The sequence below is a fragment of the uncultured Chitinophaga sp. genome, from assembly GCF_902168175.1.
Lineage (GTDB): Bacteria > Bacteroidota > Bacteroidia > Chitinophagales > Chitinophagaceae > Chitinophaga.
In genome coordinates, this window is the sequence record NZ_CABHOU010000103.1 from 50,629 (window position 1) to 66,057 (window position 15,429).

Genomic DNA, 15,429 nt, shown 5'->3' on the forward strand with positions numbered 1-15,429 from the left:
CTGTTGATGTGCTATTGCGCCTGGTAAGCGCCCAATCCTATATTTGTCCCGTTAAACCTGGGTTTTCCCAGTATGTCCGTTGTACCGTTAACATCCGCCGAAATGAATACACCACCGGTTTTTGCGGGGGAGGCAGATTGTAGCTGGAGATCGGGTAACTGTAAGTTTACGAACAGCGGATCGAGGTGACTAACAGAAGCTTCGTCTGTGCCCGATGCATTTTGCCAGGCGGCCAGTGTGGTGTACGGTGTGCCATTGGTGCTGTTCCATATCCATTGCGGTGTGCCTGTGGTGAAATACATGTTGTTATTGATGATGTTGCCCGATCCGGTGTTGCTGTATTTATGAACGAAAATACCACCGGGCCTTGCATACACGATATTGTTCCTGATTATGTTGTTAAAGCATTGTTCCGTGAGTCTTATTTCCCCTTCATTTTCACCGAAAGCGCCGTTTTCACGGTTGTTGAAGAAGATGGTGTTGTTGACCACATAACAATCCCTGGTACCGCCGGAGGTATAACCCAGGTAACCGCCCAGGTAAATACCCGTACGCCAGCAGTTGTACACAACGTTATTGCGAACGATGCAGTTGCTGGTAGGGAAGGCGTCGTTTTCACTCACAATACCGATCCCGCGATCAGTATTGTATATTTTATTCTTCTCTACGGTAATGTTACGTGCGCCATCTACATAAATGCCGATAGCACCGTGACCGTGAATGGGGCCTACGGGGCCGGTGGTCATATCGATATTAAACAATTCGTTGCCGGTAATAACACCATTGCGGGCGTAGTTAAATTCCGGTACAGTGTTGGCGGCGTAGCCACCTGCAGCGTCAATGCCAATGTTTTCAGCATTGTATATCTTGTTGCCGCGGATGGTAAAGCCATCAACATACCCGTTAATGGTCAGGTTTTCGCTGTAGCCGGTGTTACAGTCGTGTATCTCGTTATCCTCCACCAGGATATTTTTCATAGGGGTGCTGGTGTTACCGAATATTTCGATGGCATGCGCGCTTCTGCCATCTGCAGGCGCTGCATTGTGTTCAATGTTGTAAATCTTATTTTTCCTGATGATGAGGTTACTGGCTCCCGCGTCTGCTACTATACCGTTGGGACTAACCCAGGGCGAACTGCTTTTGAAGTTGCACACATCAAATCCTTCAAAAATAATGTAGCTGGATTTACTGATGTTGACCAGGGCTTCTTTGCCGGTAACGCCCAGGCCCGTTCCGTCGATTACCGGTTTATCACCGGGGTAGGCCTTTAATGTAATGTATTTATCCAGTCGTCCCGATTTCGGGAACCGTACATTTTCGTGGTACACCCCCGTTTTCACCATCACCGTATCGCCGGCCACAGCTTTGTCTAAAGCGGTATTAATACCCCTCAGTGGTGCGTTAATAGTGCCCGCAGCGGCATCGCTGCCAGTGGGTGATACATAGTACGTTTTGGAAGACGGTGTGTTGCCGCCAGTGGGCGCGCTGCCACTTTTGCTACAGGCACAGGCCAGCAGCAATATTACACATAAGCGAATGGAATACATGGTAGAAAAAGGTGGGTGACAACCGGAGCTGCCACCCGTTTATATGGTTACTCGGATACTATTTTTCTTACACGGTTGTTGTTTTTGTCCAGTACGTACACCGTACCGTTTTTATCCACTGTTACGCCTGTAGGCGCACTAAAGGCTGCTGCTTCACCAATGCCATTGCTGTAACCTGCCGTGCCGCTGCCAGCGAACGTACTCACGGTCCAGGTACCCGGCTCAATAAAGCGGATGCTTTGATCAGGATTGTTTGTACCACCATCGCTGCGGCCGTTGGTCGCTACGTAAATGTTACCATTACTGTCCAGTGCCAGGCTCCAGGGTAAAGAGAATTTAGCGGCGGTACCTACACCGTTTTGATAGCCGCCTACATTTAACTGGCCGGCCACAATAGAGCGTGTCCAGGTGCCCACGTCGAATTTATAGATAACGTTTTCTCCATGACCGGTCACAAACATGTTGCCGTCTTTATCGAAATCGAAACCTGTAGGATATACAAGACCCTGAACGATGGCGGTTGAATTACCGTCTTCCAGTTTATATATATTCGCGCTGCCTACTGCACCGCTATAATACACCTGGTCTGTTCTTTTGTCCACAGCAACTGACCATGGCTCCTGTGATGCCCAGCCAATGGTGGTTGCTGTTCCATCCTGGGTAATTTTACGGATATCCCAGTTGATAGGATCTACGGTATACATATTGCCTGCTTTATCTAAAGCCAGGTCGTAAGGATACCAGAAATTTGCGCCGGTACCCTGGCCATCAGCATAACCTCCAACGTTCGGATTACCTGCTACCAGTGTTACGTTGCCCGCGCTGTCGATTTTCCGGATGCAATGGTTGCCAGGGTCTGCTATGAAAACATTCAGGTTGTCGTCTACCGCAATACCCTGCGATCTGTACCAGTTAGCACCGCTGAAATTGAAAGAGGCGTTTTCGCCTTTGCCGTTTGCATAACCTGCGGTACCGTTGCCTGCAAGCGTGCTTACGGTGCGGGTGAATCGGTAATTAAATACATCGGTGCTGGTTACGCTGTTGCTGCCCACTTTCACGGTGATAGTACCGGAGCCGCACTTCTTCGGCACTACGGCCATGATCTGTTTGGTGTTAGCACCGGTGATCACCAGTTTGTTGCCATTGATCAGTACTTCAAGCTGGGAAGTATCACCCGAAAAGTTTTCGCCGGTAATCAGTATCGATGTGCCACCGCTGCCTTGTTCCGGTGTAAAGCTGGTGATGGTCATCGGCTGAGATGGATTGTGCCCGAGATCATCTTTGCTGCAGCCCGCCATGATTAACACGGCGAGCAGCAGGTATATAGAAAATGACTTTATCATAGATAATGCATTGAAGTTTGTGTGAATGATATTACCAGCCCGGATTTGGCACGATGGCCCTGTTACGCTCTATGTCGCCCTGCAGAATAGGGTAGAGGTACATTTTGTCGTCCCAATACCTTTGCTGGAACAACTTCCTGGTGTATAAGCCGGTAAAGGCGAATCCAAGCCCGTTATCGTTCGCGTTAACGTCCAGGCCGTAAATAGCGGTGTGTTCCGGTTTACCCAGCAGCAACCTCCTGGTAAGGGTGTAGTAACGATCGGTTTCGAAACAAAGTTCTACCTGCCTTTCGCGCAGAATGTGTTTACGCATTTGGTCCTGGTTGCCCACAGCACCGGGGTATACGATTTCTATGCCTGGCAAACCTGCTCTTGTTCTTACGAGGTTCAGGTAAGTAACAATGTTAGGATCGCCCGGATCAAATTCGTTGAGGGCTTCTACATAATCTAACAGTATCTCCGAATAACGCAGCAGTATGTAGGGACCGCGGAAGGCAACCTGGTCGTTACGGATGTTATCGTTCGCGCTGATCCGTTTGAGTGGCAGGTAGCCGGTAAGGTTGCCCGTAGCGGTACGCTGACCAGATTTGCCATTATAGTAAAACTCTGCACGTCCCTGGCCGTTGATGTTATTATCTGATGAGTAAAAGTTTTTGTCGTCCAGAGTTGGTGCAGGTACTACGGGGCGGCCGTTGTACATGATGTAGGCATAGAAACGGGGTTCGCGGTTAGCGTACATGTTCCAGTCATTTTGCCTGTGCCCCCAGCTGTTGGCGCCACTGCTTTGTGCAAAACCTGTTTCTACGTAACCGGAAGTGTTATCGTCGATGGTTTTACCATTTGCCATAGCAAAGGCATCTACCAGGTTCTGAGTAGGATTGTACATATTGTAACCACCTGGTGCAGGGGACGCACATTTTGTGAAGCCCCAGCGGCTCCAGCCTACTTTGCCAAACACGATCTCGTCGTTCCAGTTAGTCAGGAACACGTCGCGAACGGAAGCATACGGATCAAATGTGGTACCACCGTTATCAAGGTTGGTAAACAGTTTAAAGTAGTTGGAGTCAATTACGGCTTTTGCTGCATCGGCCGCCAGTTTCCACCTGTTTTTATCATAACTGAGCGGTGCAAGTGGTGTTTGGTCGGCATTTTTAAAGGTGGCAAAAGCCGGGTTACCATTCCATAACGGGCTTGCGGCGAGCATGTTGGTTTTCACTTTCAGGGCCATACAGGCGCCTTTTGTGGGTCTGCCAAAGTTTGAATTCGCCTCCCATTTAGCAGGAAGTCCTACCATGGCTTCGTCCATCAGGTTGTTGATGAAGCCTACACAAGTATCGAACGGTGCGCGTGGGAATTGATGAAAGTCGGCGTCCTGTGGGATTAGCGTGGTCACTTTTACGAACGGGCCATATTGTCTTAACAGATTCCAGTAGAAGAAACCACGGAGGAATTTATTCTCTGATTTGTACTGCAGTTTAAGCTCGTCGCTCAGCTGGTTGGCCGGTACTTTGTCAATGTTCTGCTCAAATACATAACTCTTACGAATGGCGGTGTAAAACCATGCCCATGTTTCAAAATAACCGCTGGTAGGGCTCCAGTTGCCGATGGCCATCTGGCGAACGCCTACTGTAGGGATAGAAACAGAGGATTCATCAGAAGCGCCCATTGTTTCAAAGTCGCCACCGGCCCTGTTATCGGGCAGATAGCCATATATGTTGTAGAGATAGGCTTCGGCATTCGCCCTGGTTTGCCATATCTGGTCCTCAGTTAAAAGATTGTCCGGCTTTTGGTCCAGGTATTTGGTGCAGGAAGTAATACCTACAGCCAGCAGAAGGCCTGTGAACAGAATAATATATTTACACGTATTCATCTTTAATGTTTTTGTTGTTACCTGATCAAAACTGTGCTCTCAGACCTACGGTGATCGTTCTTGCATAAGGATACCTGGCTGCTGAATTACCTAACTCCGGGTCCCACGTTTTGAACTTGGAGAAAGTAAGCAGGTTGGTGCCCGCAGCGTAACAATGCAGACTGCTGATGCCTGTTTTGTTCATAGCCGGTGTGATGATCTGATAGCCGATAGAAGCCTGTTTCAAACGCATGAAACTACCGTCTTTTAACCACCAGGTGCTGCGAACGTAGTTGTTATCTTCTGAGTTGGCCATGCTGAGTCTCGGATACTCAACGTCCTGGCTTGGGTTTTCTTCCGTCCACCTGTTTTTAACATTGGCGATCACGTTGGCAGGATACTGACCGATACCGGCGAAAGGCACAACACCCACACCGGCAGAACTGCCGTCGTTCATGTTAATTTGATCACCATTGGCCATGATGCCCACATCTGCAATACCAGAGAAAATAGCCGAGAGGTCGAAGCGGCGGTAGGTAACATTGAACCCGTAACCGTAAGACCATGTAGGGAAGGTGGATTTGCCGAGGTAAGTCTGATCATTGGCGTTAATAACACCGTCATTGTTCAGGTCTTCGTATTTAATGTCGCCTGGTTTTACAGGGCGCATTTGCTCCGGACTTTTATCGATGTCGTTCTGGTCTGCGAAGAGGCCGAGGCTTTTGTAACCGTACAATTCAGACCATACCCTGTTTTCAGGCTGCTGGTAATCGTACAGGTACTTAGGACTATCTCTGAAAAGCACTTTGTTTTTCGCGTAGGTAACATTACCGAACAAACGGATAGTTCCATCTTCGCCAAACTTGTCGTTATATTCCAGGGTACCATCAATACCCCTGTTCTGCATTCTGCCCAAATTCGCAAAGGAGGCGAGTTCTGTATAGCCACCGATGGAAGAAATGGAATTTCTCTGGATCAGGATAGCCGATCTTTTGTCCTGGAACACGTCTACGATCAGGCTGAACTTATTCAGAAGCCCAACTTCGAGGCCAATGTTCGTTTTCGCTGATTTTTCCCATGTAAGGTTGTCAGCACCTATCACTTGTTCTGTTATACCCTCGTACCAGGTGGGAGAGTACCCCAGTTGTGTACCGCCGCCAGTACCCACGTAGGTAAGATAGCCAAACCGGTCGCCTGCAATCTGGTCGTTACCGGTAAGTCCCCAGGAGGCTCTTACTTTAAGCAGGTTGATGGTGGAAGTAAAAGGCGTAAAGAAGTCTTCTTTCGATATTACCCAACCGGCAGATACTGCAGGGAAGTAACCCCAGCGATTGCCTTTTTCAAAGTTCTCTGAACCGGTAGCACCGAGGTTGGCCTCAGCCATGTACTTGTCATTGTAAGCATATGTTACACGACCGGCGAAGCCCTGGTTGCGGAAGGGAATAGCATTTTTCAGCGTGCCGGCGGCACCGATAAGACGGTTACGGGCAGATGCTACGAGTAAGCCACCTACCGTGTGTTTGCCGAAGTTGCGATCGTAGTTGATGTTACCTTCGAGGTACATTACCCGTTCGCCCTGCGAGCTATATTCGTAACCCAGGTAAGTGCTGCCGTTCCTTACACGTTCTAACGCCAGTGTGCCGTCCGGGTTGCGGGAACCGGCGTACCAAAGATCGTTGAGACCCTTGCGGCTGTTGTTAAACTCGCCATAGGTATCAAACGAAAAACGGCCTGTAGCGCTAAGTCCATTTATAATACCATCGAGGCGCTGGTTAAGGGAAAGGATGGATTGTACGGAGGGACGGAACTCAGTGCTGTAACCTGCGTTCTGTACGAGGTTGAAAGGATTGTTACCGCCGTTTGCGCGCGGGCCTGCCCATATATTGTCACCGTATTTTATAGGGTAGGCAACCGGGTTGGTAGCAAAGGAATTGTACCAGATAGTGCTCGCAGAATTGCCTGGATAACGGCTGTTCACCAGCATCGCCGCCAGGTTTAATGATAATATCGTAGACTTGGTAATGTTGAGGTCAATATTGCTTCTGAAGTCGTAACGTTTGAAGTTCAGGTTGGGATTGTAGCCGTTTACGTCTTTATCTACTTTATACTGGCCTTCCTGGTTAAAGAAGGACATAGACACGTAATAACGCATGGCTTCTCCGCCACCGCTGATATTTACGTTCGCGTTGGTCATAGAAGCCCAGTCGCGGTAAATAGCATCGATCCAGTTTACGTTTGGATAGAGGTAAGGGTCCAGACCGCTGGCCGTTTTAGCGATTGTTTCGTCCGAATACACAGGTGTTTCACCATTATTCGTGCGCGCTTCGTTTAAGAGCTGCATGTAACTTACGCCATCCAGCATTTTCGGTAATTTTGTAAGGCCGGTTACGCCCGATTCCACCTTAGCAGATACTTTGGCTTTGCCGGCAATCCCCTTTTTTGTGGTGATGATCAATACGCCGTTAGCGCCTTTGGCACCGAATATGGCAGTAGCAGAGGCATCTTTCAGTAAGGAAATGCTCTGGATATCTTCCGCATCAATGTTGTTAAACGCGCCCCCGTAAGTGCTGTTCACATCCTCACGCTGTACACCATCTACAATGATCAACGGACTGCGGTTACCGGTAAATGTGCCTACACCACGGATCGTAAATTCCGGGTTATCATATCCAGGCTCACCACCGCCGCTCTGCACCGAAATCACACCGGCCACTTTACCGGCCAGTGCATTTGTGAGCGAACGTACCGGTGTTTGCATATCGGCCATATTTACGGTGGATACGGCGCCTGTAACGGTTACTTTCTTTTGGGCACCAAAACCTACTACCACGATCTCATCCAGTTTGTCAACCTTTTCAGTTAACGCGATTTTGAGCGTTTTGCGGTCGGTTACGGCTACCTGCTCCGGGTTCATCCCCATCATATTAAAGTTGAGGATTTCACCTTTGTCGGCATCCAGCGAGAATACACCCAATTCATCGGTTACGGTGCCACGGGATGTACCGGGAATCGAAATGGTAACGCCGGGTAATGGCGCACCTTTGGTGTCCATCACCTGACCCTTTACAGCACGGCTTTGTGTAACTGTTGCTGGCTGTTGGGGTGGGGCAGACTGTGTTGGTGCCGCGTCTTTTTTGTCGAGTACAATGCGGTTGCTTTTTACGTCAAAACGGAGGTCTTTGCCTTTTAATACGAAAGTAAGCACCTCTTCAAGTTTGGCTTTCTTAAAGTTGACGTCTACTTTTTCGGCATCGTTTAACAGTTGGTTACTGTACACCAGGGTAAGCCCTGTTTGTTTTTTAATGGCCTGGAAAACTTCCAGGAGAGAAATGTTTTTGCCCGAGATGGAAACGGGTAGCTGCAAGGTTGGCGTATTTACTTGTGCCTGGGCCGATTGGAAGAGCATCGGTAGCAGGCAGCCGATCAGCAGGACATAAAGCGCCCTTCGCATAGCCGGCTGGCAATGGCGTACACATTTTCGCATGATGGAATATTATTTAAGACTTTTTACGATAACAGCAGCATTTGTTGGTTGATAATGCCTTTCAACATAACTACAACGCAAGAAATGGAATGGGTGACGGGTATTAAAAAAAATATTTTACCCAATAAAAAAGTATGGATGAAGATCAGTTACTGGAGATATATCTCGTTGTTTTCGAAGCGGTAAGAAATGCTGGCCGTGGTTTTCAGATCGGCTAAAAACTCTTTTAGTTTGTCGCGCTCCATGAGTCCCGTTACTGTAATGTGCGAAAATTTAGCTTTGTCTACATGAAAGCTGGCTCCATAAAACCGCCCTGCAACATCTGCCAGTTCAGGCAGCGACATACGGTGATAATAATAGATACCTTTCATCCATGACAGTACTTCATCTTCATCGAAGGCGGTGGAGCTAAACCCTTTTGCTGCCGTAAAGCCAGCTTGCATACCGGGCGTCAGCTTTAGTTGCTGGCCGCCCGCATTTTTCGTTATTACACTGCCATTTATCAGCGCCGTATTAACAGTGCCGCTTTCGTAGGTATTAATGTTAAAGGAGGTGCCCAATACCTGTACTTCAGTAAGCGGGGTACGGACTATAAAAGGCTGCGAGGCATTTTGCGCCACTTTGAAAAAGGCTTCTCCAGATACGGTTACCTGCCTGTTCCCTTTGCCAAAATGGAAAGGGAAAGAGAGGGTGGAGGCGGCGTTGAGCCATACCTCGGTGCCATCGCTCAGCACCAGGTGATAGTTTTCGCCTGCCGGTACCTGTAAGGTATTAACAGTGGTGTCTTCAGAGGTGTAGGCCAGGGTATTATTTCCTGTATTTAAAGTAGCATTATTCAGGGGGATGGCCGCACTATCGTTCAGTGTGATCGTTTGTCCGTTCGCCAGTTTCAGTTCTACCGGCTGTTTAGTTACCCTGATACCGGCAAGTGTACCCGCATTTTTAGGTGCTGGTTTCAGCAGGAAATACGCGCCAGAGGCCAGAAGCAGTAATACAGCAGCGGCCGGCAGTGCGCGTTTAAGGGTGAATGTCTTTTTAGGTGCGGGCTGCAGTTGGGCTCTTACTTTAGCCAGCGCCTCACCAGTATCGATGTTGGCGGCAAACGTGCCGGCCTTCATCGCCAGTGCGTCCTGTTCCAGTTTTTCCCAGGCAGCTTTAAATGCCAGGTCGGTAGCCAGCTTCTTTTCTATATGGGCCTCTTCGCTGGCAGACAACTGCCCGCCAAGCTTTTCTATAAATAATTGAAATATGTCGTCGTTCAGTGGTTCCATTTGTAACTATACTACAACTTTTTGTAGTGATCGGGTTAATGTTGCCGGTTATTTTTCATGTTTTGCCGGAGCAATTTCAGGCCCCGCTTGAGGTGCGTCTTAAAAGAATTAACGCTGATACCCATCTCGTCCGCCGCCTCCTTGTAGCGTTTACCCTGTACATATACCATCTGCACCGCCATCTTTTTCTGTCCGGCCATATCGTTAAGCGTGTGCCTTATCTGACCATAGTAATCAGGATCGGCTTCGCCGGTAGCAGCGGCTTGCTCGGTTTCCTGGGTTTGCGACCAGGCAGCCTCCTTGTCCAGCAGCAGTTTTTGCTTTTTGAGGTGGTTAAGGCAGCGGTTTTTCACAGCCATGTGTAAATAACCTTTTATCTCCCCGTTAAACTGGAAATACAGCTGCTTGTCCCATATATCTATAAAAAAAGACTGCACCAGGTCCTGCGCTTCCTCTTCGTTCTGCAGGAACCAAAAGGCATTGAGGCACAATAGTTTGTAATATTTCAGGAATAGCGCATCATACGCCGTAAGGTCGCCGGTTTTGAGCCGCTGGATCAGGTCCGTGTCCTCGTATTGATGCATTTATACAATTAATACCGTCTTTGTGGGCGGTTGATTACTGGTTGATTGGTGGAATAGTACCTTCTTCGAACATCCGGTTTCAAGATAGAGAATATTGTTTGAAATAAAAAAGACCGCCAGTTACAGGCGGCCTCTCTTCTTTAACCCAAAAAAGCATAGATTATGAGAAGGTACATTATAATAATTTCTATAGGTACAGGCAGGTTTTCAAAAAGATATGGTCAAAATTTGCACGCTGAAAAATCTAAATTGACGCGTACATTTCTCTATTAAGTGTTTTAGATTTTGGCTGATAACACATCAAACATTAAACCCCAAAAAAATTCGTTCACAGGTAAGAGATAAATAGCCCTCTCAAAAAAAGAACAGATGATAAAATGGAATATCGTTCACAGGTATAGAATAAATAGCAACTCTTAAAAGCATAGAATATGGCAGGCTTGTTTATTAATTGTATACCACCGGCACGGGATATACAACCGGTTTAAACTTGCAGAAAATGTAATTCGGCTTAATCCTGAAAACGGTATCATAGGCAGCGAAAAAGTAACGTTCCATGTTTAGTTTTTTAATCAGTTTTTAAAAAGTTATTTCCAATAGGTGTTAAAAAGTTAAAATAGGATCGTCACAGGACGTAATAAATAGCTTGATCGTTTGCGCTCGTTTTAATGTGCCCCGGGCATTGTATTTGTAAAATGACTCGTTTGTTTTAAAATAAACGGGCGGAACTTTTCTCTTCGACATCTCCTGTTTTCACTGTTCCTGCCCGTTTATGTACACCACCATGTTTCTCGTACATTCAAATCAGCGGCAAGGGATAAATAGCCTATCTGTTTGCTCATGCTTCATTTGTCTTATGACTGTTGAAGGTTTTCTTCTCTCATAACAGCTGTAGGTTCTTCGAAGGATATGGACAAATATTCGTTTCACTGTTTCCCAATCAGACTTATGCATATAATAATTTCTTTTTATCGTGTTGCCAGTTCCTGCGTCCAGAAGTAACTGTAGCGGCCTATGCCTGTTTCAGTAACCTTTGCGTTCATTAGTGCTTTGCAGTGCGTGGGGCTTTTCAGCCAGCCAGCAATCACCTCCTGTTCAGTAATATTGCCGGCCGCAATGTTTTCGTAGTATGTTTTCCAGTTGTAACCCAGGGCTTTGATCCTGGCACCCGCATCGCTACCATTTTTGCCGGTGTGGCTGATGTAGTTGCTGTCGCTCATCTCTTTACTGTGTAACCAGGCTGCTTTCTCTAACCGCTGGCTCCATTTTACCGGTGTTACAGCAGGCATTGTTTCGCTTCCGCAGTTGCAGCCTTTGCTTCGAGCATCATTGATCAGCGCCAACATCACATCTCTGTTTAATGTATTGGTATAGGAAAAAACAGAATCTTTACCGAGGGCCGAAGCGTTTTCTACGGTTATTTCTGTCAGCGGCTCTTTTGAACACGAAGCCATCAGGCAGATTATCGGAATTAAGAACGTCAGGCGGAATTTCATTTTTTATTTGGATATGGTCAAAGCCTCGTTTTGGGTAGATGATGTTGCGGGCACTTTCCAGGTTACTTCAGTTTTTCATTCACCCCGCTTATCCATCAATCTGAAACAAAGGTATACCCGCCGCAGGCCGTAAAGAATGATGGCCATCACCAAAAATGATGAGTGTCATCTTCACACGTTCGGTGTATTTACATAGAAATGTAGTGTGGGTAAGGGTTTGGGAAGCTGACGGCCGTCAGTACCTGATTTTGGTTAGAAAAAAAGAGTTGCCTTTATGGGGTTAAATCAGCGAGTAATTGATGAAGAAGATAATTTACTTATCTTTCAATATCATTTAATGGCAACCGGTGATCATTTTTAGGTGATTTTAACCTGTAACCTCATCCAGGAAGATTCGCGCTAACCAAACCCCGATGTGTTTGTGCCTTATTGCCTCACTCCGGCGGATTAACGGTTGCTCTAAGTACTTACTATGGCAGGAGGGGAGTTTTCCCGAAAACATCGTACTCCCTCACTGTCGCAATACCGGACCCAAACCTGTTTTACCATATTTTCGGCTGTTGTATGTATTATTCGAAGATTGATCCTGGCACTGATTTCCACTTGTCTGTTTTTCAGACTGCTATAGAAAAACTTCCGGCACTGGTGGCTATCCGCGAATTTCCGGAGGGCACGCTTGTGTTCCTGAACGATAAAGGGGCCGCCATGTTGGGCGTATCCGGTCCGGAAGAGGCGGAAGCGCTATTGGCAAAAAACGAGATGGGGGCCACCGACGCTTTTGTACCAACGTCCGGCAGCCTGCGGAAATGGGAGAGTGCCAGCGGCGAATTCTTCTATAGCCATTACGAGCAGGCGCCGCTTACATTCAATAATAAAGATTACCTGTTGATACGCCTCTCTGCCCCGCTGGCCGACCATGTAAACAAAGACATCGAGCAAATGGTGCAACAGCGTACGGACAGGCTGCAGCATGCACTGGAGGCGATGCAATCGGCCCGGGACGAGCTGAATGTGAAGCTGGATAAGGAAAAGGACCTGGGTGAACTGAAATCCCGCTTCGTGTCCATGGCTTCCCACGAGTTCCGCACACCGCTCAGCACTATTCTTTCCTCCGCCTACCTGGCCAAACAGTACAATGCCGAAGAAGATCAGCATAAAAGAAATAAACATATCGACCGGATTGTTGCCTCAGTGAACTTCCTGACGGATATCCTGAACGACTTCCTCTCGCTGGGTAAAATTGAAGAAGGCAAAGTGGTGGTACGGCCAGTGCTGTTCGATGTACGGGAGAGTATTAATAAAATGATACAGGAGGCCCAGGGAATTGTAAAACCTAACCAGGAAATCAGCTATAAACATGAGGGCTGGCCTGATGTAATGCTCGATCCGTCGCTGTTACGGCATATTATACTTAACCTCATCGGTAATGCAGTGAAGTTCAGTACCAGGGAAAACGCGCAAATACAGGTATTGTCGCACACCGACTCCTATGGCCTTACGCTTAAGGTGCGGGATAATGGTATTGGTATGAGCCCTGAAGACCAGGCTCACCTGTTTGAACGCTTCTTCCGGGGCGGCAACGCCGGCAATATCCAGGGTACGGGCCTGGGATTACACATCGTAAGCAAGTACACCGAGTTAATGAAGGGCATTATTACCTGTCAAAGCGAATTGGACGTTGGCACGACTTTTACCATCATCTTTCCCCCCGTTACCGAATGTTAATCCATGTTATTTTGAAACTTTTAACTGAAAATAGATGAAAACGCTGCTACTGATTGAAGACAACGCAGAAATAAGAGAAAATACAGAAGAAATTCTGGAACTGGCGGGTTACAAAGTATTGACAGCCCCCGACGGCAAAAAAGGCGTGGAACTGGCGATTAAAAATCATCCCGACCTGGTCATCTGCGATATTATGATGCCTGTATTAGACGGCTATGGCGTATTACATATGATGCAGCGTAACGATGAGCTAAAGGGTACACCTTTTATTTTCCTCAGTGCCAAGTCTGAAAGAGGTGACTTTCGCAAAGGCATGGATCTCGGGGCGGACGATTACATCACCAAACCGTTTAGCGGCACCGATTTGCTGAATGCGGTAGAAAGCAGGCTGAAAAAGGCGGAGGTCAGAAAGGAAAACTTCACGCCGGATATACAGGGTTTGAACAAACTCATGGACGTAGCTGGGGGTAAATCGGCCCTGCAAAACCTGCCCGAGGGCCGCAATACGGAGAAGTATAAAAAGAAACAGGTGATTTATTCTGAGGGGAATCGCCCCCAGCGCCTTTATTATGTGCAAAAAGGAAAGGTGAAAACCTATAAAAGAAACGATGATGGTAAAGAGCTGGTGGTGGAACTTTATAACATAGGTGACTTTCTGGGGCATATTGCATTGCTGGAAGGCGGTTTATACAAGGATACAGCAGAGGCGATGGAAGAAACAGAACTGGCCGTTATTCCGCTGGAGGACTTTGAAGGTTTGCTAAACAGTAATAACGATGTAGCTGTTCAGTTTGTAAAAATGCTGGCCCGCAACGTAAGCACTAAGGAGCAGCAATTATTGGGACTTGCCTACAATTCTCTCCGTAAAAAAGTGGCCGAAGCGCTTATGAGCCTGGTGCGAAAGTACAATGCTTCCAGAGACGAGCCGTTTACGATCGATATCAGTCGCGATAACCTGGCTACCATTGCGGGCACGGCTACGGAGTCGCTGATTCGCACGTTGGGCGATTTCAGGGAAGAGAAACTGATTGATATTCAGGAAGGAGCGATTGTAATAATGAACCAGCAGAAACTGGCAGGGCTGCTGTACTAGCTGCCGGGGAAGTTTTCGGATAGGTACATGGAAAAGTCGTGCAGCAGGATTTCAAAGCTGCTTTCAAGAACGGTCATACGTTTGCCGAGCTGTTCCTGCAACAAAACAGATAAGACCTCCGCGGTTTCGTGGGATTGGGCTGCGCTCTCCAGTTGCTTTAACTGCTCGCGCACCTCGTGCCGCAGTACGGTGAGCTGACTGTCCATTTTCAGGAAGCGGTTCTGGAAGTGTTCGAACTGTTCTATCGGCAAGCCGTGTCGGCCAGTGCTAAGCACCGTCGCCAAACGCGTTTTGAAAAAGATGTTCTCGTTCTCCAACTCCTGGATCAATTGTTTCCAGGTGGTCGTTTCAGCGATCAACACATCTATTTTTCTTTCCTGTATCACCAGCATGCAGATTTTATGGTTGCAATATAACCGCTATCATCACCCCGGATACTGACCGTCATCAGTCTTTTTACTGAATGTGGTTAGTGTGGCTGATACATTATATTCTCAAATTGAAATATCTTAGCGATTTATGGAAGATTATACTATCGCTGTCAATAAAATAGAGGAGTTACAAACCATTAAGGACGTTCAGGGTATAGAGGCCATCCTGGAGCGTGCCCGGCGCACCATCATTGGTGGCAATAACGTTATACTGGTCCGGAAAAAGGCCGATGGCGGGCAGGATGTGTTTGACACGATTACGAATGAAACAGACTTTGACCGTTACCGTGAACAGGTGATGCGGTATTTATAATCCCTTCTTAAAAGAAAGTCCTTTTTCCTGCATGGCCTTTTTTAGCCGCTTAAGCGCATCCGGTCCGATGCCATGCAGTGCAGCCAATTCTTTTTCAGTCATTTTACCCAGGGCCTCCAGCGTATGGATGCCTGCATCATTCAAAGCCCTAACCGCCGGCTGTGCCAGTTTGGGAATATTTCCTGCAGGTGAAGATTGTTTCATCATAACAAAATAGAGCTTTTTAGGGACATACGGTTTTGATACCAGTGTCTCCTTTTCTATATTTACTACAACAGTGAACCAGGACGCTA

At 47.4% G+C, this 15,429-nt stretch carries 12 protein-coding genes; 3 read left to right on the plus strand and 9 right to left on the minus strand.

Annotation, left to right across the window (positions count from 1 at the left end; genetic code table 11):
* Positions 1–11: 11 nt before the first annotated feature.
* The 7 genes from QZT80_RS24950 to QZT80_RS24980 all read right to left on the minus strand — a co-directional run bounded on the left by QZT80_RS24950 (position 12) and on the right by QZT80_RS24980 (position 11,532).
* Positions 12–1,547: a right-handed parallel beta-helix repeat-containing protein gene (locus QZT80_RS24950; RefSeq protein ID WP_295128857.1), complete on the minus strand. Its 1,536-nt coding sequence runs from the start codon at positions 1,545–1,547 to the stop codon at positions 12–14.
* Between the two features lie 47 nt (positions 1,548–1,594).
* Positions 1,595–2,890 (minus strand): IPT/TIG domain-containing protein, encoded by a 1,296-nt coding sequence (locus QZT80_RS24955; protein WP_295128860.1) that lies wholly within the window; start codon positions 2,888–2,890, stop codon positions 1,595–1,597.
* A gap of 31 nt (positions 2,891–2,921) precedes the next feature.
* Positions 2,922–4,760: a RagB/SusD family nutrient uptake outer membrane protein gene (locus QZT80_RS24960; protein ID WP_295128862.1), complete on the minus strand. Its 1,839-nt coding sequence runs from the start codon at positions 4,758–4,760 to the stop codon at positions 2,922–2,924.
* Positions 4,761–4,785: 25 nt separating this feature from the next.
* Positions 4,786–8,223: a TonB-dependent receptor gene (locus tag QZT80_RS24965; RefSeq protein WP_295128864.1), complete on the minus strand. Its 3,438-nt coding sequence runs from the start codon at positions 8,221–8,223 to the stop codon at positions 4,786–4,788.
* Between the two features lie 149 nt (positions 8,224–8,372).
* Entirely contained in the window at positions 8,373–9,494 is a 1,122-nt protein-coding gene (locus QZT80_RS24970; protein ID WP_295128866.1) for a FecR family protein, read from the minus strand.
* Positions 9,495–9,529: 35 nt separating this feature from the next.
* Complete coding sequence (locus QZT80_RS24975) at positions 9,530–10,078, minus strand: sigma-70 family RNA polymerase sigma factor (protein WP_295128867.1); 549 nt, start codon at positions 10,076–10,078, stop codon at positions 9,530–9,532.
* A 968-nt stretch (positions 10,079–11,046) separates the two neighbouring features.
* Entirely contained in the window at positions 11,047–11,532 is a 486-nt protein-coding gene (locus QZT80_RS24980; protein WP_295128869.1) for a CAP domain-containing protein, read from the minus strand.
* Positions 11,533–12,138: 606 nt separating this feature from the next.
* On the opposite strand from QZT80_RS24980, the gene QZT80_RS24985 reads away from it, so the two are divergent.
* Together QZT80_RS24985 and QZT80_RS24990 are read left to right on the plus strand one after the other, a co-directional pair.
* Positions 12,139–13,299 carry a HAMP domain-containing sensor histidine kinase gene (locus QZT80_RS24985; protein WP_295128871.1) on the plus strand — a complete coding sequence of 387 codons (1,161 nt, stop codon included), beginning with the start codon at positions 12,139–12,141 and terminating at the stop codon, positions 13,297–13,299.
* A 34-nt stretch (positions 13,300–13,333) separates the two neighbouring features.
* On the plus strand, positions 13,334–14,392 hold the full coding sequence (locus tag QZT80_RS24990; RefSeq protein WP_295128873.1) for a response regulator: 1,059 nt from the start codon (positions 13,334–13,336) through the stop codon (positions 14,390–14,392).
* Here QZT80_RS24990 and QZT80_RS24995 read toward each other — a convergent pair.
* A complete protein-coding gene (locus tag QZT80_RS24995) occupies positions 14,389–14,778 on the minus strand; it encodes a hypothetical protein (protein WP_295128875.1) in 390 nt (129 codons plus the stop codon). The genes QZT80_RS24990 and QZT80_RS24995 overlap by 4 nt on opposite strands.
* Positions 14,779–14,911: 133 nt before the next feature.
* Here QZT80_RS24995 and QZT80_RS25000 point away from each other — a divergent pair, with 133 nt between their 5' ends.
* A complete protein-coding gene (locus QZT80_RS25000) occupies positions 14,912–15,136 on the plus strand; it encodes a hypothetical protein (RefSeq protein WP_295128877.1) in 225 nt (74 codons plus the stop codon).
* Here the strand turns inward: QZT80_RS25000 and QZT80_RS25005 are convergent.
* Positions 15,131–15,343, minus strand: a complete 213-nt coding sequence (locus QZT80_RS25005) for a helix-hairpin-helix domain-containing protein (RefSeq protein WP_295128879.1) — start codon at positions 15,341–15,343, stop codon at positions 15,131–15,133. The genes QZT80_RS25000 and QZT80_RS25005 overlap by 6 nt on opposite strands.
* Between the last annotated feature and the right edge of the window lie 86 nt (positions 15,344–15,429).

Coding starts and splice junctions, on each gene's coding strand:
- QZT80_RS24965 (WP_295128864.1), bottom strand. CDS start 8,223: ATGCGAAAATGTGTACGCCATTGCCAGCCGGCTATGCGAAGGGCGCTT.
- QZT80_RS24960 (WP_295128862.1), bottom strand. CDS start 4,760: ATGAATACGTGTAAATATATTATTCTGTTCACAGGCCTTCTGCTGGCT.
- QZT80_RS24985 (WP_295128871.1), top strand. CDS start 12,139: ATGTATTATTCGAAGATTGATCCTGGCACTGATTTCCACTTGTCTGTT.
- QZT80_RS24975 (WP_295128867.1), bottom strand. CDS start 10,078: ATGCATCAATACGAGGACACGGACCTGATCCAGCGGCTCAAAACCGGC.
- QZT80_RS24950 (WP_295128857.1), bottom strand. CDS start 1,547: ATGTATTCCATTCGCTTATGTGTAATATTGCTGCTGGCCTGTGCCTGT.
- QZT80_RS24990 (WP_295128873.1), top strand. CDS start 13,334: ATGAAAACGCTGCTACTGATTGAAGACAACGCAGAAATAAGAGAAAAT.
- QZT80_RS25000 (WP_295128877.1), top strand. CDS start 14,912: ATGGAAGATTATACTATCGCTGTCAATAAAATAGAGGAGTTACAAACC.
- QZT80_RS24970 (WP_295128866.1), bottom strand. CDS start 9,494: ATGGAACCACTGAACGACGACATATTTCAATTATTTATAGAAAAGCTT.
- QZT80_RS24980 (WP_295128869.1), bottom strand. CDS start 11,532: ATGGCTTCGTGTTCAAAAGAGCCGCTGACAGAAATAACCGTAGAAAAC.
- QZT80_RS25005 (WP_295128879.1), bottom strand. CDS start 15,343: ATGATGAAACAATCTTCACCTGCAGGAAATATTCCCAAACTGGCACAG.
- QZT80_RS24955 (WP_295128860.1), bottom strand. CDS start 2,890: ATGATAAAGTCATTTTCTATATACCTGCTGCTCGCCGTGTTAATCATG.